The organism is Mycobacterium sp. NS-7484 (assembly GCF_001953975.1).
Lineage (GTDB): Bacteria > Actinomycetota > Actinomycetes > Mycobacteriales > Mycobacteriaceae > Mycobacterium.
On sequence record NZ_MBEJ01000022.1, the window covers coordinates 113,138 to 135,452 of the forward strand.

Consider the following 22,315-nt stretch of genomic DNA (forward strand, 5'->3'; position numbering starts at 1 on the left):
CTCGATGAACCGCGCGGCGCTACGTGTCGGCCAGGCCGGCGCGGCCGGCGTCATCATCGCGCTCGGTATTGGCGTGGGTGCCTACAACGCGTGGTGGCTGGCGCTGTTGGTCTCGGTCCCGCTGATCGTGGTCGGTGTGGCGATGGTGCCGCGGGCCTCACGCCTCTCCGAACTTGAGGTCTTCGAGAACGCGTCGGCCCCGCATTCGGTGCCGGTGCGGGTCGAGGCGCTGACCCGCAGCAGTTTCACCGACGACGAAATGCAGCCGACGTTGGTGAGTGCGACAGTCAGCCCGCCGCACGACACCGAGTACCAGGCGCGCTGGATCGCCTCGATGTCGCAGGCAGACTTCCGTGCCCTGGCTGATAACCCGTCGACCACGTTGGCGCCCAACGGATTACCTCGGCGTGACGTGACGCGCACACCCCGGTTCGATGACCACCCCGGCCGGTGGGCGCTGATCTCCCCGGCCATCACCATCCTGGTGACGCTGACCGTCCTGTTCGGTGTCGGCGACGCCTGGCATATCTCATTCGACCGGCCCGCATCACCCGCGCCGCGAGCCGAGACCGCGCCCACGTCCAAGGACATGAACCTCAACGCCCGCCGCGACGGCATGATCCGGGCGATCACCGAACAGTTCGGCCCCGCAGCGGCCAACAACCTGCTCAGTCTCCGGTTCACCGGCAGCGGGTCCGATTACGGCACGGTGCTCGACCCGACCAACGGCGACACCACGATCGTCTACGTCAACAACGGCGGGGACGCGTTCACCACGCCGTCGGCGCAAGTGCTGCGCAAGGACAGCACCTTCTCCGCGTCGGACATCGCCGCCACCGACCTGATCGCCATCGTCGACAAGATGTCCCGCCAACTCGATTCCGGCAGGCGGAAACTCGACACCCTGGAGATCAAACGGTCGGCTCCCGGCGCGCCGGTGATCCTCAGCGGCACCTTCGCCAGCAAGACGATCAACGCGCTTCCGGACGGCACCGTCGGTGAGATCTTCGACCCGGCAGATTTCGCCGTGTCGTTCCACAAGGCGCGGGATGCGCTGGCGTCGGCCGGGATAGCGCCGTCAGACCGGGTGCTGACGAACTTCGAGATCCGCGGCACTCACCGGGCCACCCCGATCGCCCATGCCAGTGAACTCCAGACCAACGGCGGTGTGCTGCTCGAGTTCCAGACCGGGGAGCGGTCCGGCAAGATCATCATCGTGCCGGGGGAGTTGCCCGAGGTCACCGACGAGTCGTACAACGCGGGCAGGCAGACCTTCGCTTTCGACGACATCGCGCCGGATGTCTTCGAATCCGTTCGCGCACAGGCCATGCAGCGTGGCGCGCTGGAACCGTACGAACGTGAGGCCGTGCACATCTGGATGACGGACCGGGAGATCGATCCGTCCCGGTTGGCGATTCGGATCGAACTCGCCGGGGTGGACGCCGCGACCGGCACGTACTCGGTCTCCGGAGAGTTCCTCGCGCCGGGTGCCACCTGAAGCGGTCAGCTGGACCGGGCTGCCTCGATCGCGCGGCGGGTGACGCCTTCCAGCTGTGCCAGTTGGCCTTTCGGCGGGTGCAGGACGCCGCGATCGACGAGTTTTGTGACGATCTCGCGCACCCGCCCGTAGTAGGTGGCCTGTTCGGCCGGTGTGGTGCTCGAGGCGGCGTGGTTGTAGAGCTTGAGCGCGGTGTCCATTTCGGTCCGGTCGGCCGGTTCGAGATAGGACGTGCCCACCTTCTTGCCGTGCGATTCGCACGCGATCCAGGCGCGGCGCAGTGTCACTACCGCTTGCTGGTAGGCGTCGGCCAGGCCCCGGTTGCCCGGATAAGCCTCGGTGCGTAGAGCCTGGGCCTCATCGAGTGCGAGGTGGAACGTTTGCGTGGGCTCGACGGTGACATCCGTGATGGCGGGGTAGCGCAACAGCATCGCCGGGTCCAGTTCGTACGCGCCGTAGGCGCCGAGAATGTCGTCGTGGCGCCGGGCAGCTTCGGCCCACAACCGTTTCGCGGCCTCGTCGGTTCCGGCGTCGGCAATTCGTGCACCCGACACCGGCGGTGCGGTCGGTTGAACCGCCGGCAGCGCCGCCTCCAGCCGCTCCACGATCTCGGTCACCGCCGGATCTGATCTGACGGCGGCGATCCGCCACTCATCGTGACGGCCGTCGGCTGCCGCGAAGGTCAACGTCAGGTAGTGCTGACCACGAACCGTCAGGCGCCGACCGTCGGTTGCCGTGTGCTCGGCCGGGCCGCCCTGTCCTACCGAGACCAGCGATGACAGCGGGTAGCTGACGATTTCGTGGTTCTTGTCGCCGAGATAGACGGTGTCGCCGGCGACGGTGACCAATACCGCGCCGGGCACACTCATCCGTCCGTAGGCCACCGCGCCCAGTCCGAGGGTGACCAGCACCGCCACGACAATGGCGGTGAGGAGTCCGGAGACTCCGGCGTAGTTGAGTCCGACCAGGGCGATCAAACCGGATCCCAGCATCGCGCCGGCGGTGATCCCAGACAGGCGATGCCGGCTGGTCAGGTACTCGGTCCGGGCAGTCACGGGAATCACGTGTGCATTCTCGGCTGCAGCCATTGGCGAATCTGGTCCCTCGGTGTGGAGTTGTGGCGGTCGTCCCAGCATACGGATGGGCGGCACACCGAACGGGCGCCGCGAGCCGCCCCGTGCCGCATTGGGCCGGCCACGCGCGTGCGCGGCACAATGTAACGGTGAGCGACAGAAAGCGCGTGCTGATACTGGGAAGCACCGGATCGATCGGCACTCAGGCGCTCGAGGTCATCGCTGCCAATCCCGACCGCTTTGAGGTCGTCGGGCTGGCGGCCGGCGGCGGCAACCCCCACCTGCTCGCCGCCCAGCGCGCCGCGACCGGCGTCACCGACATCGCCGTCGCCGACCCGGCTGCCGCCGACAAGGTCGGCGACGTGACCTACTCCGGCCCCGACGCGGTCACCCGGTTGGTGGAAAACACCGAGGCCGACGTGGTGCTCAACGCGCTGGTGGGGGCGCTGGGCCTGGCGCCGACCCTGGCCGCGTTGGCCAGCGGCGCGCGACTGGCCCTGGCCAACAAGGAGTCACTGGTCGCCGGCGGTCCGCTGGTGCTCAAGGCCGCCGCGCCGGGACAGATCGTGCCGGTGGACTCCGAGCATTCGGCGATGGCCCAGTGTCTGCGCGGCGGGACACCCGACGAGGTGGCCAAGATCGTCTTGACCGCCTCCGGCGGACCGTTCCTGGGCTGGTCGGCCGCCGACCTGGAATCGGTGACTCCCGAGCAGGCCGGCAAGCACCCGACCTGGTCGATGGGCCCGATGAACACCCTGAACTCGGCGACGCTGGTCAACAAGGGCCTGGAGTTGATCGAGACCCATCTGCTGTTCGGGATCGACTACGAGCGCATCGAGGTGGTGGTGCACCCGCAATCGATCGTGCACTCGATGGCGACCTTCACCGACGGCTCGACGCTGGCCCAGGCCAGCCCGCCCGACATGAAGCTGCCGATCGCCCTGGCCCTGGGGTGGCCTGACCGGATCCCCGGCGCGGCCCTGGCCTGTGACTTCACCACCGCGTCCACCTGGGAGTTCCTGCCGCTGGACCACGAAGTGTTCCCCGCGGTGCGCCTGGCGGCCGAGGCTGGAACCCGCGGTGGTTGCCTGACGGCGGTGTACAACGCCGCCAACGAGGAATCAGCAGAAGCGTTCCTTTCCGGCCGCATCCCGTTCCCGGCCATCGTCGACACCGTCGGTGACGTGGTGCACGCTGCCGACCAGTGGGCCGCCGAACCCGCTACCGTGGAAGACGTACTCGACGCGCAGCGCTGGGCCCGGGAGAAGGCACGGCGCGCCATCGCTACGCGGTCCGAGAAGACATCCGTGAGAAAAGGGCTCGTCAGCAAATGATGTTCGCAATCGGTATCGCGCTGTTCGCGCTCGCCATCCTGATCTCGGTGGCGTTGCACGAATGCGGGCACATGTGGGTGGCGCGTGCCACCGGCATGAAGGTGCGCCGCTACTTCGTGGGCTTCGGTCCGACGTTGTGGTCGACCCGGCGCCCCAACCGTCTCGGCGAGACCGAATACGGCCTCAAGGCCATCCCCCTGGGCGGGTTCTGCGACATCGCCGGCATGACCTCGGTCGACGAGATCGCGCCCGAAGACCGGCCGTACGCCATGTACAAGCAGAAGGTCTGGAAGCGCGTCGCGGTGCTGTTCGCCGGTCCCGCGATGAACTTCATCATCGGTCTGGTGCTGCTGTACGGGGTGGCAATCATGTGGGGCCTGCCCAACATCAACCAGCCCACCACGGCGATCGTCGGTGAAACCGGCTGTGTCGCACCGCAATTGAGCCTGGAGAAGATGGGCGAGTGCCAGGGTGCCGGCCCCGCGGCGCAGGCCGGTATCCGGGCCGGGGACGAGATCGTCAAGGTCGGCGACACCACCGTCTCCGATTTCAGCCAGATGGCCGCCGCGGTACGCAAACTCCACGGCCCGGTGCCCATCGAACTCAAGCGTGACGGCCAGACCATCACCACCGTCGTCGACGTCACCCAGACACAGCGGTTCACCAGTGCCGACGCCAAAGAACCGGCCACCGTCGGCGCCATCGGCGTCAGCGCGGTCCCGGTCGCCCCGCCGACGAAGTACAACCCGATCACGGCAGTCCCCGGCACCCTCTCCTTCACCGGCGACCTGACCGTCGAACTCGGCAAGTCGCTGGCGAAGATTCCCACCAAGATCGGTGCTCTGGTCGAGGCGATCGGCGGGGGAGAGCGCGACAAGGAGACCCCGATCAGCGTCGTCGGCGCGAGCATCATCGGCGGCGAGACCGTCGAGGCCGGGCTGTGGGTGGCGTTCTGGTTCTTCCTGGCCCAGCTGAACTTCGTGCTCGGCGCGATCAACCTGGTGCCGCTGCTGCCCTTCGACGGCGGCCACATCGCGGTGGCGACGTACGAGAAGATCCGCAACATGTTCCGGGCGGCCCGCGGCAAAGTGGCCGCCGGACCCGTCAACTACCTCAAACTCATGCCGGCCACGTACGTGGTGCTTCTGGTCGTGGTCAGCTACATGCTGCTGACCGTGACGGCAGACCTGGTCAACCCACTCAGCATCTTCCAATAGGAGAACCCGTGACTTCCATCGGTCTGGGAATGCCTGCGCCTCCGGCGCCGGTCCTGGCACCCCGTCGCAAGACCCGTCAGCTGATGGTCGGCAACGTCGGCATCGGCAGCGAGCATCCCATTGCGGTGCAGTCGATGTGCACCACCAAGACCCATGACGTCAACGCGACGCTGCAGCAGATCGCGGAACTGACGGCGTCGGGATGCGACATCGTGCGGGTGGCCTGCCCCCGGCAGGAGGATGCCGATGCGCTCGCCGAGATCGCTCGGCACAGCCAGATCCCGGTCATCGCCGACATCCACTTCCAGCCCAAGTACATCTTCGCCGCGATCGACGCCGGCTGCGCGGCCGTGCGCGTCAACCCGGGCAACATCAAGGAGTTTGACGGCCGGGTCAAGGAGGTGGCCAAGGCTGCAGGTGATGCGGGCATCCCGATCCGCATCGGCGTCAACGCCGGCTCGCTGGATCCGCGGTTGATGAAGAAGTACGGCAAGGCCACGCCCGAGGCGTTGGTCGAGTCGGCGCTGTGGGAGGCGTCGTTGTTCGAGGAACACGGCTTCGGTGACATCAAGATCAGCGTCAAGCACAACGACCCGGTGATCATGGTCGAGGCCTACACGCAGTTGGCCGCCCAGTGCGACTACCCGCTGCACCTCGGGGTGACCGAGGCCGGGCCGGCGTTCCAGGGCACCATCAAGTCCGCGGTGGCCTTCGGCGCGTTGTTGTCCAAGGGCATCGGCGACACCATCCGGGTGTCGTTGTCGGCGCCGCCGGCCGAAGAGGTCAAGGTCGGCAACCAGATCCTGGAGTCGCTGAACCTGCGTCCGCGCGGCCTGGAAATCGTGTCGTGTCCGTCCTGCGGACGGGCCCAGGTCGACGTCTACACGCTGGCCAACGCGGTCAGCGCGGGGCTGGACGGGCTCGATGTCCCGCTGCGCGTGGCAGTGATGGGTTGCGTGGTCAACGGCCCGGGCGAGGCGCGCGAGGCTGATCTCGGGGTTGCCTCCGGCAACGGCAAGGGCCAGATCTTCGTCAAGGGTGAGGTGATCAAGACCGTCCCGGAAGCACAGATCGTCGAGACTCTGATCGAAGAGGCCATGCGGTTGGCCGAAGAGTCGGGTTCAGATGATGCAAGCGGTTCGCCAGTGGTGACCGTAAGCTGATAGCGACCCTGTGAGCGGGGTCACCCCAGCCTCGGCTTGAGCAGAGAGAATTGTCCATGTCGGCTCCGCCACTGTTCCGCCTCGTCGACGAGCGTCGAGTTTCCGTGGTGCGAGACGCCACCCCCTGTCTGCAGGTGTTCGACGAGGACCCGGTGGGTTCGTGCATGGTGGCTGCGCGGGTGGCCGAGTTCGGTGTCGAGCACGGCGCCATCGGCGGCGAGCTGTGGACCCGACGCGGCGTCACCGAATCCCTGTGTTACGCCGGGCCCAATTTGATCCCGCTGCGCGGTGACGCCGACGACCTGAAGGCGTTCTCGGACAAGGCGATGAGCACCGCCCGACGCTGTTCGTCGCTGGTGGGCCGGGCCGAGCTCGTGATGCCGATGTGGCGTCGACTGGAATCGGTGTGGGGCCCCGCGCGCGACGTCCGTGAGCAACAGCCGCTGATGGCACTGGACACGGTGCCGCACTGCGCGATCGATCCCGCAGTCCGGCCGGTGCGAATGGACGAACTCGACGCGTATCTGGTGGCCGCGGTCGACATGTTCATCGGCGAGGTGGGCGTCGATCCGAGGCTGGGGGACGGCGGCCGTGGCTACCGCCGCCGGATCGCCGGGCTGATCGCCGCGGGACGGGCATGGGCCCGGTTCGAGCGGGGCGAGGTGGTGTTCAAGGCCGAGGTCGGGTCCCAGTCGCCGGCCGTCGGTCAGATCCAGGGGGTCTGGGTGCACCCGGAGTGGCGGGGTCACGGACTGGGCACGGCGGGAACGGCGGCGTTGGCGGCGGCGGTGGTGGCCTCGGGCCGGATCGCGAGCCTGTACGTCAACAGCTACAACACCGTCGCCCGCGCGACCTACGCGCGCATCGGGTTCGAACAGGTCGGCACCTTCGCCACGGTGTTGCTGGACTGAAGCGGGTCCCCATTGCTAGCAGTCGCCGGCTTTCCGCTTGGGCGCAAATGGTGAGGTAATCTCGCGACCAGGGTGTTTCGCCAGTTGGGGGATTGACGTGGCAAACGAATTGGAAGTCGATGCGAGTGGTCTGCGTGTAGCAGCGGGCAGCAGTGAACTCACTGCCACGGCGCTGAGTGGGGTTGGGGCAGGCGGGCCGTCGTCGTCACATCCCAGCGCGGCCGGAGTGGCTGCGGTCAATGCGGCGCTGGCCGCGACGCAGGGGCGCCAGTCGACGCGGATAACCGGGCAAGCCGAGGATCTTTCCGTCAGTAGTGCCCGTTACGACAGCACTGACTCCGACGGTCGTGATGCCATCACGGTGACCGTGTGAGCCCAGCGGGCTCCGGTGACGGTCCGGGGTTGACCCGCTCGGAGATCGAGAACTGGGATACCTCCTACCTGGACACCGCGGCGACGACGTGGCGCGTGGCAGCCTCGCAGTCTGAGGACGCGTTCGCTCAGCACCGCCAGAACATCGCCTCACCCGGCGGGACGACCTGGGCAGGTGACGCAAAAGATGCGGCTCTGGAGCGGGCGACCGGAGATGTGGTGGTTGTTGGCCGCCAGGGCGGGGTGTTGCGAGAGGCCGCCGACATCGCTGAGACCGGCCGCCATGACATCAGCATGGCCCGGTCTGAGGCGGTCGCCGCGATCAGTGCCGCCGAGAGCGATGGGTTCAGTGTTGCCGACGACCTGTCGGTGACCGACACCAGGCGGGTCGACGTCTTCTCCATGCGCGCCCGGCAGAATTCGCTCAACGAGCATGCCGAGGACATCCGCTGGTACGCCGAGCGCCTTGCTCAGACCGATTCGTTCGTCGGTGAACGCCTGCAGGCCAAAGCGGCTGAGCTGGATGGGATCAGATTCGACGGCGAAGCTGAAGGCCGCGATAACGGTGAGGGCAGGGTTCGGCTGGTAGACAACAAGATCCAGCATGACGCTGAGGAGAAGGGCGAACCAGGCGAGAAGAAGCCAGCGGTCCCCGGGCAGGCGCCGGGTCAGATCGGCCCGTTCGCGGTGCCCAAATCCGTTGAGGACGCGGCGAAGAAGCCAGAAGGCGAAGTGCCGGCGGACAGCAAAAATTCCGACCCAACCGGGTTGGGGGACCTGTTGGGCGCCAACGATTCACCGGAGGGTAAGCCGCGAGAGGCTGAGCAGGGCAAGCCCGGTGACGAGAAGCACCCCGGTCTACCGCCTGCGCTGAGCCGGCTGCCAGCGGCGCCGGACAAGGCGACGATCGATCAGCAACGTGCGCGGGTGGAGGCGGCCCGTCAGCACCTCGCAGCGGCCGAAGCCAAGGCGAATGCTGCCTTCGGGCACGGCTATGTGCACGGGGCCGGGTCGGGTCCAAGCCCCGACGAGACCAAGTCGCTGACCCAGGCGGTATTCGATGCCCGCCGTGAGCTAACGGTACAGACTGATGCGCTGCGGGATCTCAACGCAGCTGCGGCGACTCACGGCGGGCCCACCGTCCCAGTGCCGCCGCTACCGGAAAACGCTGACAAACAAGCGTTTCCGCCGCCGCCCAGCATTTCAGACACGCTCGCCGACGCCAATCACCAGCTCAGTGAAAACACCTTCGGCCTGATACCTGACGTGGCCAAGGACATCGACACGTTCAACAACTGGGGTCAGGCTTCTGGAGAAGACAAAGCCCAAGCCATTCTCGACTCCGCAGGGATGCTCCCCCTCCCGTTCGGTAAGCCTCTTGCTGAAGGGCTCGAACATGGCCTCGACATCATTTCTGGCGCCCGCCATCTCGACGATGTCCCAACACCTCACGTAGACACGCCGGTTGCGCCGCATACCCACGACGACGTCCCGAGCGGCGGACATCACACACCGGACACGCCAGTGGCTCCAGATACCGACGCTCCGAGTGCTGGCCACACTGATTTGGACCCAGGCAGCACTGGTTCGCCTGGAGACGGCCCCGGGATATCACATCCGCAACCAGAGGCAATCGTCGGACCTGGGAACGAATCGCTTCCTGTCGTACCTCCTGGTGCCACGGGGACCGTCGCCGATAATGGCAAGGGAATGGTTTATGAGATTCCAGCCGGTACCGAAGGGTTGGATTCAAGAGTGGCCCGCGTCCGCGTCATGGATCCGACTACAACAGGCGACTATCAGTATCCCGGTGGGTACGTGTCGTACGAGAACAGCGCGGGCCAGGCGGTTAACCCCGTGACCGGTAGGACGATCAGTCGCTCGGACCCATATTGGCACATACCGTTAGGTTAGGATTAAAATCATGCCCACGTTGGACAATTTGTACTTCTCCGGACCGACCGAGATGTGTGATAGTAACGCTGCTGCAGTGGATCCGTTCGAAGACGACTGCCTGCTCGAAGCTCAAATTCTCGAAATTCGGTATGACGGCATCCGATCGGTTCTGGGGATTATCCTCGAGATGCGTCTCGCCGAACGGATCACAGAGGCAAGTACCGGATTGATCGTCGCTTCGGGCATCAGCAATTATTCTTGGAAGCAGATCGACCGGCGTAACATGCGAACGGCGTGGACGGTTATTGGTTCATCGGCAAGTCGTACATCGGCAGGTATTGCTGTTGAGTTGATAACGTCGCCTAGTGCCGCGTTGACGTTTACCGCCGACGCCGCGGCATTTTATTCGCTGCAGATTGAAAATTTGGAAACTGCGGCACCCCCAGATTACGTCGAGCAGGATATTTCGGTGATACGCGAGGGAATCGCTAATTGGAGTTCAGACGCAAAAGTGGTCTACGTAGTGCATTGTAGGTAACTGCTGGAGGGTTGGTCGCGCGGAAATTGGGGCCGGACGCATGGCCAGGTTTGAGGAGTCAGCGAGGAGATCACCGCAGTGGACAACCAGGTAGCCGACTCCTGGCGCGGCGATGAGCGGGCCGGCATGGGCAGGACGCCCTCTGCGACTGCCCGCACCACCTACGCCTGAGCACGCCGCCGAACTGGCGCAACGTGCTGCGGACGCCGCGCTCAACGTCTCCGGTGTCGAACTCGACTACACGCCGGACTCACTCAGTTTGGTGGACGGCATCTTGGAGGGTTTTCGTGAGCCAGGCTCAGACGCGGTCGCCGAGACCATCTTTGTCTTCGGCTGCTACATCGGTGAGGTGCTGGTTCGCAACGCCGGTTACGAATGGGTCGATACCCCGACCGAAATCGCACGCAACCTGGGTCCGCTCACCGTGTGCCGTACATCCACCGCAACGCACGCGAATCCGATCGGCAAAGCCTTCAAGCGGGTGAACAATGGGGATATAGACGACGTCGCCTACTTTTACAGGTTGTTCGCCGCTGACACCGAGTCTGTGCAATACGGAAACTGAACCCGACCGACAGAGAATTCGGGAACGGTATTTCGATGTCACGAAAGTGAAAATGAATTCAGATCTGATCAGTGAAGCGATAATTCTGAGTATATCCGGCTCCGCGATACCACGGGTCGACCGTGAGAAACTTATGGACCGCTACGGGCCGAAGGACGGGAGTGTCATAGCAGATCAAATTCTGGAGATTGTTAAAGAAGCCGTTGCGATGCCGCTCGAATGGGGAAACAAGCCCCTCGCTCAAGGTGTCAACGACATCATGGTCAGATTCGGCGGGCTTCACCCCGAGTTGTCGCCACAAGCCCTCAGGGAAATCGGTCGATGCGTCGGCTGGCAACTTCGGTAACTCGCTGCAGTCGCGCATATCTGGATATCGACGGGCGCATGGATACTAGATCGCGAGCGACGGTCGGTCGCTCACGCCCCAAAGGCTGGAGATTGGCGTGAAAGTACTTCTAGAATTTGTCGTCCGCTATCTGCAGGTGCTTTACCTGAACCCCGTGTATCGGTTCACCGAGTCACGTTCTCGCGGTCTCGCCGACATCGATGCCTCGATCACGCTGTCCGGTGAGTCACCGCGCTGGGATATCACGAACAATCGTGGGCTGATCGACATTATTCTGACTCCACTCCGATACCGGAACGAGGGCAACCACTTCTGGCTTTCACTGCTGCGTCAATACCTCGAGGGCGGAGACGACACCACCCAGGGGTCAGCCGTCGAGTTGGCAGCATGGATGACCGTGAACTTGGCTCGCATCGAGCAGCTGTTTACAGACCCGGTAACCGCTCCGCGTGTCTGCGAGGAGCTAGTTCAATTGCGGCTTGAGAATGCGCGGAAGAACTGGGGATGACCGACGCAAAGCCGCAAAATGGCGAATCTTGATCGAAAAGTAGAGGGAGGGTGATGCTTGAGTACATCCTCGCTGCCCAAGGGGGCGGCGCGTCGTGGACCGGACCCGCGGTCCGAGCGGCGGTGTTCACGGCCGTGGGTGTGGCGCTGATTGTCGTCGGTGTTCGTCGTCGCATCGCCCGCATCCGCTGGAACCGTGAAGACGACCGTCGGCTGCTGCATCCGGACGGGTCGGCGCGATCCGACGTACACCGCACATCAAATCCGCATTCGGGCGGGACCTGGATGACTGTCGCCGGTGCGGTGCTAGCAATCCTGGGGCTGCTGCACATCCTCGACCTCGTCGCGACCCTGCACGTGGCCGGAATGATCTGACTCGGCGATCAGAGATCAGATGCCGCAACTTTGCAGCGGGTCACCGACGGGCGCAAGATCTCACCACTGTCTCGATTTGGTCTCGGTGCGCCTCCGACGAAACCGGCGTCCGCGTTCCTAACATCAGCCTCAATGGCAACTCAAACATCATCAGTCACACGGACCGCAACGCTGTTGACGGTCGTCGCGGTGATCGGTGGGACGGCACTCAGCGCCTGCACCCCCCGACCCGACGGACCCGAACCCGCTGCGGAGCAGTTCTTTGCCGAATTGGCGACTGGTGACACCGAGGCGGCCGCGGCGTTGTCCGACCGGCCCGACGATGCCAAGACCGCTCTCGACGAAGCGTGGAATGGCCTGCAGGCCACCCGACTCGACGCCCAGATCTTGGGCTCCAAGTACGCCGGCGACACCGGCAGCATCACCTACCGCTACACCTGGCACCTGCCCAAGGACCGCACCTGGACCTACGACGGCCAACTCAACATGGTCCGTGACGAAGGACAGTGGGAAGTGCGCTGGAGCGCCACCGGACTGCACCCGAGGTTGGGGGAGCACCAGACGTTCGCGCTGCGCGCCGATGCCCCGCGGCGAGCCCGGGTCAACGAGCGTGGCGGTACCGACGTGCTGGTGCCCGGCTACGTCTACCACTACGCCCTGAATGCCAAAGCGGCCGGCGCCGCGCTGATGCCGACCGCCCGCGCGGTGGCCGATGCGCTACGTCCGTTCGATCCGGCGCTGGGCAATCCGCAGTTGCTCGCCGAACAGGCCAGCGCGTCGGCTCAGCCGATGAGCCTGATCACGCTGAATCAGGCCGACAACGACCGGATCTCCGCCGCCATCGGCAGGCTCGACGGCGTCGTCATCACCCCGCAACCCGAAATGTTGCCCACCGACCCGGATTTCGCCCCGGCCATCGTCAACGAGGTCAAGAAGTCGGTGGCCGACGAGCTGGACGGCCAGCCGGGCTGGCGGGTGGTCACCGTCAACCAGAACGGTGTCGACGTCGACGTGCTCAACGAGGTACCGGGAGAACCCGCGCCGTCGATCACCATCAGCCTGGACCGCGCGGTCCAGGACGCCGCGCAAAACGCCGTCAACACCACCGGCAAACAGGCGATGATCGTCGCGATCAAACCGTCCACCGGCGAGATCCTCGCGGTGGCGCAGAACGCGGCCGCCGACGCCGTCGGGCCACTGGCCACCATGGGCCAGTTTCCGCCGGGGTCCACCTTCAAGATGGTCACTGCCGGCGCCGCCATCGAACGCGGCATGGCAACGCCCAACACACTTTTGGGCTGCCCAGGCACCATGGACATCGGCCACCGGACCGTCACCAACTACGACGCCTTCGACTTGGGCACGGTCCCGATGTCGCGGGCCTTCGCCAACTCGTGCAACACCACCTTCGGCGAACTCGCCAGCCGGATGCCGCCCCGGGGGTTGACCCAGGCCGCCGCGCGATACGGCATCGGCACCGACTACGACGTGGCCGGCATCACCACGCTGACCGGCTCGGTGCCGCCGACGGTTGACCTCGCCGAGCGGACCGAGGACGGATTCGGTCAGGGCAAGGTGCTGGTGAGTCCGTTCGGCATGGCACTGGCGTCGGCGACGGTGGCTGCCGGCCGCACGCCGGTGCCGCAGCTCATCGAGGGACGCCAGACCATGGTCGACGGGGCCGGCGCCCCGATCAGCCCGAAGATGGTCGAGGGGCTGCGGCCGATGATGCGACTGGTGGTCACCAACGGCACCGCCAAGGATCTCGGCGGGCTCGGCGACGTGCGCGGCAAGACCGGTGAGGCCGAGTTCATGGGTGGCTCACACTCCTGGTTCGCCGGGTACCGCGGAGACATGGCGTTCGCCGCACTGATCGTCGGCGGCGGCAGTTCGGAATACGCGGTGCGCATGTGCAAGACCATGCTCGACGGCTTGCCGCACGATTACCTCGCCTGAACGGCGGTACCGTGGGTACGTCATGACTGGCACCAACGAACAATCGGTGGACCTGCGGGTCTCGGATGCCGACCGCAACGGTACGTTGCGGCGGCTGCACAGCGCCGTGGCGCTGGGGTTGATCGACATCGCCGAGTTCGAGGAGCGGTCGGCGATGGTCTCGCAGGCCCGTCTGCATTCCGATCTCGACGCGCTGGTGGGGGATCTGCCCGGTCCCGGAGCGATCGTCACGACGGCCACCGACCGGGTCGAGCTGCGTGGAGTGCTCGGCTCGCTGAAACGTCATGGGGAATGGACCGTGCCGACCCGACTGGCGCTGGTGCGCCGGATGGGTTCGGTGGATCTGGATCTGACCCGGGCCCGGTTCGCCGGGCCGATGGTGGTCATCGAGCTGGACCTGAAATTCGGGTCGTTGGAGCTGCGGCTGCCCGAGGGCGCCAGCGCATCGATCGACGACGTCGAGGTGATCGTGGGCAGCGCCGACGATCATCGTCGTGACGCCCCCGGCGAAGGCACACCGCACGTCATCCTGACCGGCCGGGTGGTGTGCGGCTCGGTGGACATCCGCGGGCCGCGTAAGGCCTGGTTCGGCCGTTTTCCCCGGTCTGACCGGCCCTAGGGTCTACCGCGGATCGAGGACGGCGAAGCTGAGTGTGGCCCGCGCGGCCAGCCGGTGGTCCCGGCCCACATCGGTGACGTCGACCGAGGTGACGATCAACCGCCGCCCCGAGCGCACCACGGTGGCCACCGCTCGCGCCGGACCTTCGATGATCGGCGCCAGGTAGTGGATGTTCATGTCGGCGGTGGTCACATCCTGCCCGGGCCCGACGTTACGGCCCGCCAACCGTCCGGCCGCGATGTCGATCAGGGTCGCCACCAATCCGCCCTGCAATGCGCCGCGGATATTCGTCAGATCAGGCCGGTTGTCCATCTCCACGATGAGCGTCTCGTCGTTCTCCAGCACATCGCGGAACCCCATCTGGCCGAGCAGATGACCGGGCGTGGTCCGCATCGGGGTCGACTCACTGAGCATGGCTGAAAAGTTAGCACCATTCTCGCTGTGAGAGATCGGCGTTCTCCTGGCTATCCTTGCTGTCATGCCTGTTCGTACCGCCCTGCGCCCCGGCGTGCTCTCGCCGACCCTGCCGGTGCCCAAGTCGATCCCCCGGCCGGAGTACGCGTGGAAGTCCACCGTGCAGGAGGGCAGCGAACCGTGGGTGCAGACGCCCGAGGTGATCGAGAAGATGCGTGTCGCCGGCCGGATCGCCGCGGCTGCGCTGGCCGAGGCCGGCAAGGCCGTGGCGCCCGGTGTCACCACCGACGAGCTCGACCGCATCGCCCACGACTACATGGTCGACCACGGTGCCTATCCGTCGACCTTGGGCTACAAGAGCTTTCCCAAATCCTGCTGCACCTCACTGAATGAGGTGATCTGCCATGGCATTCCGGATTCGACGGTGATCGAGGACGGTGACATCGTCAACATCGACGTCACGGCCTATATCGACGGCGTGCACGGCGACACCAACGCCACCTTCCTGGCCGGAGACGTCTCCGAGGAACACCGCCTGCTCGTCGAACGCACCCACGAGGCCACCATGCGTGCCATCAAGGCCGTCAAACCCGGCCGTGCGTTGTCGATCGTCGGCCGGGTCATCGAGGCCTACGCAAACCGGTTCGGCTACAACGTGGTTCGTGATTTCACCGGCCACGGCATCGGTACCACCTTCCACAACGGGCTGGTGGTGCTGCACTACGACCAGCCCGCCGTGGAGACCGTGCTCGAGCCGGGCATGACCTTCACCATCGAACCGATGATCAACCTCGGGACGCTGGACTACGAGATCTGGGACGACGACTGGACCGTGGTGACCAAGGACCGCAAATGGACCGCGCAGTTCGAGCACACCCTGGTGGTCACCGAGGACGGCGCCGAGATCCTCACCCTGCCGTGAGTTTTTTCCCGCGAGCAGACGTGAAAGTACCCGACACGCCCGGATTTCGGGTACCTAAGTGTCTGCTCGCGAGGGAAAAGTGAGCGGGGCGCTGCTGGTCGCCGGCACCACCTCCGATGCCGGCAAGTCGATGGTCGTTGCGGGGCTGTGCCGGTTGTTGGCCCGCAAAGGCCTGTCCGTGGCGCCGTTCAAGGCCCAGAACATGTCGAACAATTCGGCGGTCACCGTCGACGGCGGGGAGATCGGCCGGGCGCAGACGATGCAGGCCCGCGCGGCCGGGCTGGCACCTCACACCAGGTTCAACCCCATCCTGCTCAAGCCGGGCGGAGACCGCACCTCGCAGCTGGTGATCCGTGGCCAAGTGGCCGGCACGGTGGCTGCCGGTGACTACTTCACCCACCGCGACCGGCTGGCCGCCGTCGTCGCCGACGAATTGGCCTCGCTGAGATCGGAATTCGACGTCGTCATCTGTGAGGGCGCCGGCTCGCCGGCCGAGATCAACCTGCGCGCCACCGACCTGGCCAACATGGGGTTGGCCCGGGCGGCGGGCCTGCCCGTCGTCGTGGTCGGCGACATCGACCGGGGTGGGCTGCTGGCCCACCTGCACGGCACCGTCGCGGTGCTGGAACCCGCAGACCAGGCGCTCATCGCCGGATTCATCGTCAACAAATTCCGCGGCGACCCCGCCCTGCTCGAACCCGGCCTGCTTCGGCTGCAGGAGCTCACCGGCCGGCCCACCTACGGGGTGATCCCGTTCGACGACGGAATCTGGCTGGACACCGAGGATTCCGTCTCGGTCCGGCCCGGCGGGCTCGTCGGTGTTCCACAACCGCCCCGTGGCACGCAGACGCTGAGCGTCGCGGCGATCCGATTGCCCCGCATCTCCAACTCCACCGACATCGAGGCACTGGCCTGCGAGCCCGGTGTCGTGGTGCGCTGGGTTGCCGATGCCGCCGACCTCGACGGTGCCGACCTGGTGATCATCCCCGGCAGCAAGGCCACCGTGCACGATCTCGACTGGCTGCGCCAACGCGGCCTGGCCGACGCGATCGGTGAACACGCTGCACAGGGGCGACCCGTGCTGGGTGTGTGCGGCGGATTTCAGATGCTGTGCCGGCGAATCGACGACGCCGTGGAGGCTGGAGCAGCGCGGCCAGTCTCGGTCGACGGGTTGGGTCTGCTTGACGCAGATATCGAGTTTGCCCCGAACAAGACCCTGCGGCATTGGGAAAAACCCTTGTGGGGCTACGAGATTCATCACGGCCAAGTGACCCGTTCCGCGGCGGCGGACTGGCTCGGCGTCGGCCTGCGTCACGGCGCGATCTACGGCACCCACTGGCACGGCCTGCTCGACAACGACGGGCTGCGCCGAGATTGGCTGACCGAGGTCGCCGCCGCGGCCGGACGCGGCGGGTTCGTCGTGGCCGACGACACCGACGTGCCCGGCCGGCGCGATGCTCAACTGGATCTCATGGCCGATCTGCTGGCGGGCCATCTGGATGTCGAGGCCGTGATGGGCCTGTTGCGGAGCGGTCCGCCACCACGGCCCACCATGAACACTGCACTAACCGGTCCGGCCCGATAGCCTGGGCAGATGAATCGGTGCCATCGAGGGGTGGCAGCGTTGGTCGGGCCGATGGCCACGTTGCTGGTGGTGTCGGGCTGCGCGTCCGTGGTTGCCGGTAGCCCGACCTGGCCGGGCGCCACCCTCGAGAAAGTGGTGCTGACTGCCGCGGATTTCCCGCCCGGCGTGCAATTCGACCGAGTGACCGACGACGGCGCATCCGGTGGGCCGGGGGGATCGAGCGGGCCGCCGGCGATGCTGACCGAACCGGCCGGGTGCAGTGACGGCTTGACCCGGGTGATCGCCGAGTCCGCAGAGCGGGGACCGGGCAGCGCCGCGCAGATCGTCGCGGCCTACGACGGGGCGCGCATGGTGCTGACCGTGCTGACTTCACCACTGCCGATGGAGCGGCTCGAAGCCACCGCCGCTCGGTGCGCCCGCTTCTCCACCTACTTCGACCCGTCGGACACGGGCATTCCCATGACCACCACCCGGATGGCCGGAACGCGGGACTCGGCTTTGGTGTACCAGCAGACCATGCGGCTGGGCAGAGATGAACAGAGCATCTACTTCGCCTTCGAAAATGTGGGCACCTGGTCGGTTTTCGGCATCGCGTTCCCTACGCCGGATCCGTCGATCGTCGCCAAAGGTGAGTTGCCGCAGACGTTTCTGGACGTTTTCGACCATCAGGCGCAGCGCCTGACGCAGCGCTGACGTCGGCGTCAAGACAATGTGGATTCCGGCCCGCACGTCGAATCCGGACGGTAGTTTGACCGAATGCTTACCACCGTCATGACGATCGACGGGTTCAGCACGCCCGTCGACGTCTCGGGGCCCGACAAGGGCTCCACCGTGGTGGTGCTGAGCGCCGGCCACCACGGCCCGGCCGCATACGAGCCGATCTGCCAGCGCCTCCACACCGCGTCACTGCGCACAGTGATCATCGGTCCCGATCCGCGGCTCACCGCCAAGTCCGTGGTCGGCATTCTCGATTCGCTGGACATCAAATGGGCGCTGCTCGTCGGGGACCGTCTCGGCGGCGAGCTGGCGTGGGAGCTGGCCGCCACCCGGCTGGACAAGTTCATCGGCCTCGTCGTGGTGGACCGGGGGCACCCGCGGGTCGCCGATGCCACCGGGACGGTCCGCGACGACGGATGCCCGCCGGTCGAGATGAACACCACCGTGCTGGTCAGCACCCCGGCTGCCCGCGCCGTGGCCAAGGCCAGCCAGAGATACGTCTACGGCGACTTCCGACTCGTGGAGATGCCGGGTCGACGCAACGCCGGCGACTCGACGGCCCAACTTGCCGCCGAGATCGTGCTGCGCACCAGTACTTGGTGACGAGCGCTCAGTCAGCCGCCTCCGTGTTTGTCGGGTCGGCGGCCTGCCTTCGCGCGAGCGCTCAGTCAGCCGCCTCCGAAGGCTTCCAGGCTTGCGGCAAACCCGGCTGCTGCGGGAACAGGAAATCCACGAACGCCGCGGCCGTCGGTTGCGGTTCATGGTTGGCCAGGCCCGGCCGTTCGTTGGCCTCGATGAAGACGTATTCGCGGCCCGTGACATCGGGCACCAACAGGTCGATGCCCGTCACCGGGATACCGATCGCCTCGGCCGCGGCCACCCCGACCCGGCACAGCTCGGGATTCACCTGCGCGGTGACGTCGTGAATGGTCCCGCCCTGATGCAGATTTGCCGTCCGCCGCACCCGCAGTCGCACGCCCTCGGGCAGGACGTCGTCGAAAGACCAGCCGGCCTCGGCAACGGTTCCCTTCGTGACGTCGTCGATCGGGATGCGTGACTCGCCGCCGGTGGCGGCCGCGCGGCGGCGCGACTGCGTCTCGATCAGCTCGCCGATGGTGTGCTTGCCGGTGCCGACGATCTCGGCGGGCTTGCGGATCGCGGCTGCCACCACCTTGCCGTCGATCACCACCAGGCGAAGGTCGTCACCGGCCGCGCGCTGCTCGATCAGCACCTCCGGGTACTGTTCGCGGGCCCGGTGCAACGCGGCATCCAATTCCTCACTGCCGTCCACGCCGACCGTGATGCCTTTACCCTGCTCACCGCGGGTCGGTTTGACCACCACGTCGCCGACGTCGGCGAGGAACTCGTGGTCCTCGTCGTCGAAGGTGGCCAAGCGGCCTTTGGGCACGGTGATCCCGGCGTCAGACACGATGCGTCGGGTCTGCCGTTTGTCGTCGCAGCGGGCCATGGCCACCGCAGAGGTGAACTCCGAGAGGGACTCCCGGGTGATGACGCTGCGCCCGCCGTGCGACAGCCGCATCTCACCGGCGCCGGCATCGAGCACCTCGACGCGGATACCGCGACGCATCGCCTCGTCGGCGATGATCCGGGCATACGGGTTCAGATCGTCGACGGTTTCGGGCGGGTGGGTGAACAGCGGCTCGTTGATCGCGTTCTTGCGCTTGACGGCGAGCACCGGCACCCGGTGGAAACCCAACTTCTCGTACAGGGCGATTGCGGCCGAATTGTCATGGGCCACAGACAAATCCAGATAGGCGCGGCCGCGCTCACGGAAGATGCCGGCCAGCGTGCGGGTCAGCGCGTCGCCCACGCCGGGCAGCCCGGCGGCCGGGTCCACCGCAAGGCTCCACAGGCTCGACCCGTCCTCGGGGTCGGCGAACAACCGTTTGTGGTCGACACCGGTGACCGTGCCGACCACGGAGCCGTCGTCGTCGCGCACCGCCACCAGATAGACCACCGCCGGCGTCAGGGTGTGGTTGTGCCAGATGACGTCCACCGGTGCCGGCACCATCCCGCAGCGGACGTACACGCGGTTCATGTCGTCGGCGTCGGCCGGGGTGTGCAGGGTGCGCACACTGAACCCGACCGGCTCGGGCCCGGCGAGCTCGTCGGTGAACCGCAGCCGGTAGGTGTGGCTGGGGTCGATGAACAGCTCAGCGGGGGAGCGGGCCACCAGCACGTGCGATTCACGGGCATAGATGCAGATGTCGCGCCGGCCCGGACCCTCTCGCTGCAGCACCTCGGCGAGCTGTTCCGGGTCTGCGAACGTCTGGCCGAAAATCAGCCGGCCCCAACCCAGTTCGAGGACGACATCGTCGGCCATGGCATCGACGAGGTGCTGCGGTGAGGCGTCGTGCAGACCGAGCGTGATCGCCTCGGTGTGATCGGACCCTAGTGGGGCTACCGAGGCGTCGGGCTCGGTGGCGGTCACGCCGCGGCCCCCGTGACGCCGTGGCGTTGCAGCCACAGCTCGAGTAACGCGATCTGCCACAACTCGTTGCCCCGCAACGGGGTCAGCCTGCCGTTGGGGTCCGCCAACAACCGGTCGACTGCCTCGGGTCGAAACAAGCCGCGCTCCTTGGCTTCCGGCGCATACAGCGCATCGCGGACCAGGTCGAGGTACGGACCCTCGAGGTGGGTCAGTGCCGGGACCGGGAAGTACCCCTTCGGGCGATCGATCACGGCGGCCGGGATCACCCGGCGCGCCGCCTGCTTGAGCACGCCCTTGCCCCCGTACGCGGTCTTCAGCGCCGGAGGGCAGGTGGCGGCCAACTCGACGAGTTCGTGGTCCAGGAACGGCACCCGGCCCTCCAGGCCCCAGGCCATGGTCATGTTGTCGACCCGTTTGACCGGGTCGTCGACCAGCATCACCGTGGTGTCCAGACGCAATGCCCGATCGACACCGGTCTGCGCGCCGGCGGCGGCGAAATGGTCGGTGACGAATCGCCCGCTGGGATCGCCCTCGGCCCGGTAGGCGTCGCTGATCAGTGCGCCGACCCCGTCGCTGTCGCGGTCGAAGAACGCGCCCCGGTAGCTGGCCACCGCGCCGGCGAGATCGGCGGCGGCAGGCTCGGCCATCGGCGGGTACCAGTGGTAACCGGCGAACACCTCGTCGGCGCCCTGACCGGACTGCACCACCTTGACGTGCTTGGCCACCTCCTGGCTCAGCAGATAGAACGCCACGCAGTCATGACTGACCATCGGCTCGCTCATCGCGCCGATGGCGCCGTCGAGGGCGGGCAGCATGCGCTCGGTTCCGATCCGGATCTGATGGTGGTCGGTCTCGAAGTGCTCGGCGATGATGTCGGAGTACTTGAACTCGTCACCGGCCACGCCGCCGACCGACTCGAAACCGATCGAGAACGTCGACAACCCGTGCTGGCCGGCCTCGGCGAGCAGTCCGACGATGAGGCTGGAATCGACGCCGCCGGACAACAGGCATCCGACGGGTACGTCGGCCACCAGCCGACGCTCGACCGCGCGGCGCAGCGACTCCAGTACCGCGTCCTCCCAGTCCCTTTCGGACCAGTCGGCCCGGTCGTCGTGTCGGGTGAAGTCCGGCGACCAATACACGGTGGTGTGCCGGCTGCCGTCGGGTTCGATCGCGACCACCGAGGCCGGCGGCACCTTCTTGATGCCCTGCAGGATCGTCAGTGGCGGGGGCACCACCGAGTGGAACGTGAGGTAGTGGTGCAGCGCGATCGGATCGATCCGGGTGTCGACGCCGCCGCCGGCCAGCAGGGCAGGCAGCGAGGAGGCGAACCGGATCCGGTGGACGTCCTCGGTGATGTAGAGCGGCTTGATGCCCAACCGGTCGCGGCCCAGCAGCACGCGGCCGGTGTCGCGCTCGACGATCGCGAAGGCGAACATGCCCATCAGGTGCTCGACGAACCGGTCACCCCAGTGGTGATAGGCCTTGAGCAACACCTCGGTGTCACTGTGGGAGAAGAAGCGGTAGCCGTGTCCGGACAGTTCCCGACGTAGCTCTTGGTAGTTGTAGATGCAGCCGTTCCAGCAAATGGTCAACCCCAGCTCGGGGTCGACCATGGGCTGGGCGCCCGCTTCGGTCAGGTCGATGATTTTCAGGCGACGATGACCCAGCGCGACCCGGCCTTGCGACCACACACCGGCCGCGTCCGGACCCCTGGGCGTCATCGCGTCTGCCATGGCCGACACCGCGGAAATATCCGGTGCCTGACCATCGAGACGCACTTCCCCGGCGGCTCCACACATCAGTTCGACCCTACAAGCATCTGGCCGCGCTGTCCCCTCCCCGGGGTGACGGG

The 22,315-nt window shown here is 66.4% G+C and carries 22 protein-coding genes; 18 read left to right on the top strand and 4 right to left on the bottom strand.

Translation table 11 applies throughout. From position 1 onward, the window contains the following. Positions 1 to 4: 4 nt before the first annotated feature. Positions 5 to 1,498 (top strand): hypothetical protein, encoded by a 1,494-nt coding sequence (locus A5733_RS05135; protein WP_198938729.1) that lies wholly within the window; start codon positions 5 to 7, stop codon positions 1,496 to 1,498. Positions 1,499 to 1,503: 5 nt separating this feature from the next. On the opposite strand, the gene A5733_RS05140 is transcribed toward A5733_RS05135, so the two are convergent. Further along, positions 1,504 to 2,415 (bottom strand): hypothetical protein, encoded by a 912-nt coding sequence (locus tag A5733_RS05140; protein WP_142253817.1) that lies wholly within the window; start codon positions 2,413 to 2,415, stop codon positions 1,504 to 1,506. 305 nt (positions 2,416 to 2,720) lie between these two features. Between A5733_RS05140 and dxr the strand changes: the two genes are divergently transcribed. The 13 genes from dxr to A5733_RS05205 all read left to right on the top strand — a co-directional run bounded on the left by dxr (position 2,721) and on the right by A5733_RS05205 (position 14,370). After that, positions 2,721 to 3,905 carry a 1-deoxy-D-xylulose-5-phosphate reductoisomerase gene (gene dxr, locus A5733_RS05145; protein WP_076239341.1) on the top strand — a complete coding sequence of 395 codons (1,185 nt, stop codon included), beginning with the start codon at positions 2,721 to 2,723 and terminating at the stop codon, positions 3,903 to 3,905. After that, on the top strand, positions 3,902 to 5,122 hold the full coding sequence (locus A5733_RS05150; RefSeq protein ID WP_076239342.1) for an RIP metalloprotease: 1,221 nt from the start codon (positions 3,902 to 3,904) through the stop codon (positions 5,120 to 5,122). The genes dxr and A5733_RS05150 overlap by 4 nt, the downstream gene beginning before the upstream one ends. Positions 5,123 to 5,151: 29 nt before the next feature. After that, a complete protein-coding gene (ispG, locus tag A5733_RS05155; protein ID WP_076239343.1) occupies positions 5,152 to 6,285 on the top strand; it encodes a flavodoxin-dependent (E)-4-hydroxy-3-methylbut-2-enyl-diphosphate synthase in 1,134 nt (377 codons plus the stop codon). A 56-nt stretch (positions 6,286 to 6,341) separates the two neighbouring features. Continuing rightward, positions 6,342 to 7,196, top strand: a complete 855-nt coding sequence (locus A5733_RS05160) for a GNAT family N-acetyltransferase (RefSeq protein ID WP_076239344.1) — start codon at positions 6,342 to 6,344, stop codon at positions 7,194 to 7,196. A gap of 97 nt (positions 7,197 to 7,293) precedes the next feature. After that, positions 7,294 to 7,569, top strand: a complete 276-nt coding sequence (locus A5733_RS05165) for a hypothetical protein (protein WP_076239345.1) — start codon at positions 7,294 to 7,296, stop codon at positions 7,567 to 7,569. A 29-nt stretch (positions 7,570 to 7,598) separates the two neighbouring features. Continuing rightward, positions 7,599 to 9,482 (top strand): hypothetical protein, encoded by a 1,884-nt coding sequence (locus tag A5733_RS27655; RefSeq protein ID WP_198938730.1) that lies wholly within the window; start codon positions 7,599 to 7,601, stop codon positions 9,480 to 9,482. A gap of 10 nt (positions 9,483 to 9,492) precedes the next feature. Then, complete coding sequence (locus A5733_RS05175) at positions 9,493 to 10,002, top strand: hypothetical protein (protein WP_076239347.1); 510 nt, start codon at positions 9,493 to 9,495, stop codon at positions 10,000 to 10,002. 112 nt (positions 10,003 to 10,114) lie between these two features. Further along, positions 10,115 to 10,567: a hypothetical protein gene (locus A5733_RS05180; protein WP_076239348.1), complete on the top strand. Its 453-nt coding sequence runs from the start codon at positions 10,115 to 10,117 to the stop codon at positions 10,565 to 10,567. 52 nt (positions 10,568 to 10,619) lie between these two features. Beyond that, positions 10,620 to 10,913, top strand: coding sequence for a hypothetical protein (locus A5733_RS05185; protein WP_076239349.1), 294 nt, complete (start codon positions 10,620 to 10,622; stop codon positions 10,911 to 10,913). Between the two features lie 97 nt (positions 10,914 to 11,010). Then, positions 11,011 to 11,421: a hypothetical protein gene (locus tag A5733_RS05190; protein ID WP_076239350.1), complete on the top strand. Its 411-nt coding sequence runs from the start codon at positions 11,011 to 11,013 to the stop codon at positions 11,419 to 11,421. 53 nt (positions 11,422 to 11,474) lie between these two features. Beyond that, complete coding sequence (locus A5733_RS05195) at positions 11,475 to 11,795, top strand: hypothetical protein (RefSeq protein ID WP_076239351.1); 321 nt, start codon at positions 11,475 to 11,477, stop codon at positions 11,793 to 11,795. 132 nt (positions 11,796 to 11,927) lie between these two features. After that, positions 11,928 to 13,751, top strand: a complete 1,824-nt coding sequence (locus A5733_RS05200; protein ID WP_076239352.1) for a penicillin-binding transpeptidase domain-containing protein — start codon at positions 11,928 to 11,930, stop codon at positions 13,749 to 13,751. A gap of 22 nt (positions 13,752 to 13,773) precedes the next feature. Beyond that, on the top strand, positions 13,774 to 14,370 hold the full coding sequence (locus tag A5733_RS05205; protein ID WP_067774760.1) for a DUF1707 domain-containing protein: 597 nt from the start codon (positions 13,774 to 13,776) through the stop codon (positions 14,368 to 14,370). 3 nt (positions 14,371 to 14,373) lie between these two features. Here A5733_RS05205 and A5733_RS05210 read toward each other — a convergent pair whose 3' ends face one another. Beyond that, positions 14,374 to 14,763, bottom strand: coding sequence for a PaaI family thioesterase (locus A5733_RS05210; RefSeq protein WP_076239375.1), 390 nt, complete (start codon positions 14,761 to 14,763; stop codon positions 14,374 to 14,376). A gap of 85 nt (positions 14,764 to 14,848) precedes the next feature. Here A5733_RS05210 and map point away from each other — a divergent pair, with 85 nt between their 5' ends. The 4 genes from map (at position 14,849) to A5733_RS05230 (ending at position 18,611) form a co-directional block, all read left to right on the top strand. Further along, complete coding sequence (map, locus tag A5733_RS05215; RefSeq protein ID WP_067774757.1) at positions 14,849 to 15,706, top strand: type I methionyl aminopeptidase; 858 nt, start codon at positions 14,849 to 14,851, stop codon at positions 15,704 to 15,706. A gap of 79 nt (positions 15,707 to 15,785) precedes the next feature. Continuing rightward, positions 15,786 to 17,291, top strand: coding sequence for a cobyric acid synthase (locus A5733_RS05220; RefSeq protein ID WP_076239353.1), 1,506 nt, complete (start codon positions 15,786 to 15,788; stop codon positions 17,289 to 17,291). A 9-nt stretch (positions 17,292 to 17,300) separates the two neighbouring features. Beyond that, positions 17,301 to 17,984: a hypothetical protein gene (locus A5733_RS05225; protein WP_076239354.1), complete on the top strand. Its 684-nt coding sequence runs from the start codon at positions 17,301 to 17,303 to the stop codon at positions 17,982 to 17,984. Between the two features lie 63 nt (positions 17,985 to 18,047). Next, entirely contained in the window at positions 18,048 to 18,611 is a 564-nt protein-coding gene (locus A5733_RS05230; RefSeq protein WP_067774751.1) for an alpha/beta fold hydrolase, read from the top strand. A 61-nt stretch (positions 18,612 to 18,672) separates the two neighbouring features. Here A5733_RS05230 and ngg read toward each other — a convergent pair whose 3' ends face one another. Continuing rightward, complete coding sequence (gene ngg, locus A5733_RS05235; RefSeq protein WP_076239355.1) at positions 18,673 to 20,460, bottom strand: N-acetylglutaminylglutamine synthetase; 1,788 nt, start codon at positions 20,458 to 20,460, stop codon at positions 18,673 to 18,675. Then, positions 20,457 to 22,262, bottom strand: a complete 1,806-nt coding sequence (locus A5733_RS05240; RefSeq protein ID WP_076239356.1) for an N-acetylglutaminylglutamine amidotransferase — start codon at positions 22,260 to 22,262, stop codon at positions 20,457 to 20,459. The genes ngg and A5733_RS05240 overlap by 4 nt, the downstream gene beginning before the upstream one ends. Positions 22,263 to 22,315: the final 53 nt, after the last annotated feature.

Excerpts from the sequence above, each read along its gene's own strand:
- A5733_RS05205 (WP_067774760.1), top strand. The coding sequence starts at position 13,774 with ATGACTGGCACCAACGAACAATCGGTGGACCTGCGGGTCTCGGATGCC.
- A5733_RS05160 (WP_076239344.1), top strand. The coding sequence starts at position 6,342 with ATGTCGGCTCCGCCACTGTTCCGCCTCGTCGACGAGCGTCGAGTTTCC.
- A5733_RS05185 (WP_076239349.1), top strand. The coding sequence starts at position 10,620 with ATGAATTCAGATCTGATCAGTGAAGCGATAATTCTGAGTATATCCGGC.
- A5733_RS05230 (WP_067774751.1), top strand. The coding sequence starts at position 18,048 with ATGCTTACCACCGTCATGACGATCGACGGGTTCAGCACGCCCGTCGAC.
- A5733_RS05240 (WP_076239356.1), bottom strand. The coding sequence starts at position 22,262 with ATGTGTGGAGCCGCCGGGGAAGTGCGTCTCGATGGTCAGGCACCGGAT.
- ispG (WP_076239343.1), top strand. The coding sequence starts at position 5,152 with ATGCCTGCGCCTCCGGCGCCGGTCCTGGCACCCCGTCGCAAGACCCGT.
- A5733_RS05195 (WP_076239351.1), top strand. The coding sequence starts at position 11,475 with ATGCTTGAGTACATCCTCGCTGCCCAAGGGGGCGGCGCGTCGTGGACC.
- A5733_RS05150 (WP_076239342.1), top strand. The coding sequence starts at position 3,902 with ATGATGTTCGCAATCGGTATCGCGCTGTTCGCGCTCGCCATCCTGATC.
- A5733_RS05210 (WP_076239375.1), bottom strand. The coding sequence starts at position 14,763 with ATGCGGACCACGCCCGGTCATCTGCTCGGCCAGATGGGGTTCCGCGAT.
- A5733_RS05175 (WP_076239347.1), top strand. The coding sequence starts at position 9,493 with ATGCCCACGTTGGACAATTTGTACTTCTCCGGACCGACCGAGATGTGT.
- A5733_RS05135 (WP_198938729.1), top strand. The coding sequence starts at position 5 with ATGAACCGCGCGGCGCTACGTGTCGGCCAGGCCGGCGCGGCCGGCGTC.
- A5733_RS05200 (WP_076239352.1), top strand. The coding sequence starts at position 11,928 with ATGGCAACTCAAACATCATCAGTCACACGGACCGCAACGCTGTTGACG.
- map (WP_067774757.1), top strand. The coding sequence starts at position 14,849 with ATGCCTGTTCGTACCGCCCTGCGCCCCGGCGTGCTCTCGCCGACCCTG.
- A5733_RS05180 (WP_076239348.1), top strand. The coding sequence starts at position 10,115 with ATGAGCGGGCCGGCATGGGCAGGACGCCCTCTGCGACTGCCCGCACCA.
- A5733_RS05225 (WP_076239354.1), top strand. The coding sequence starts at position 17,301 with ATGAATCGGTGCCATCGAGGGGTGGCAGCGTTGGTCGGGCCGATGGCC.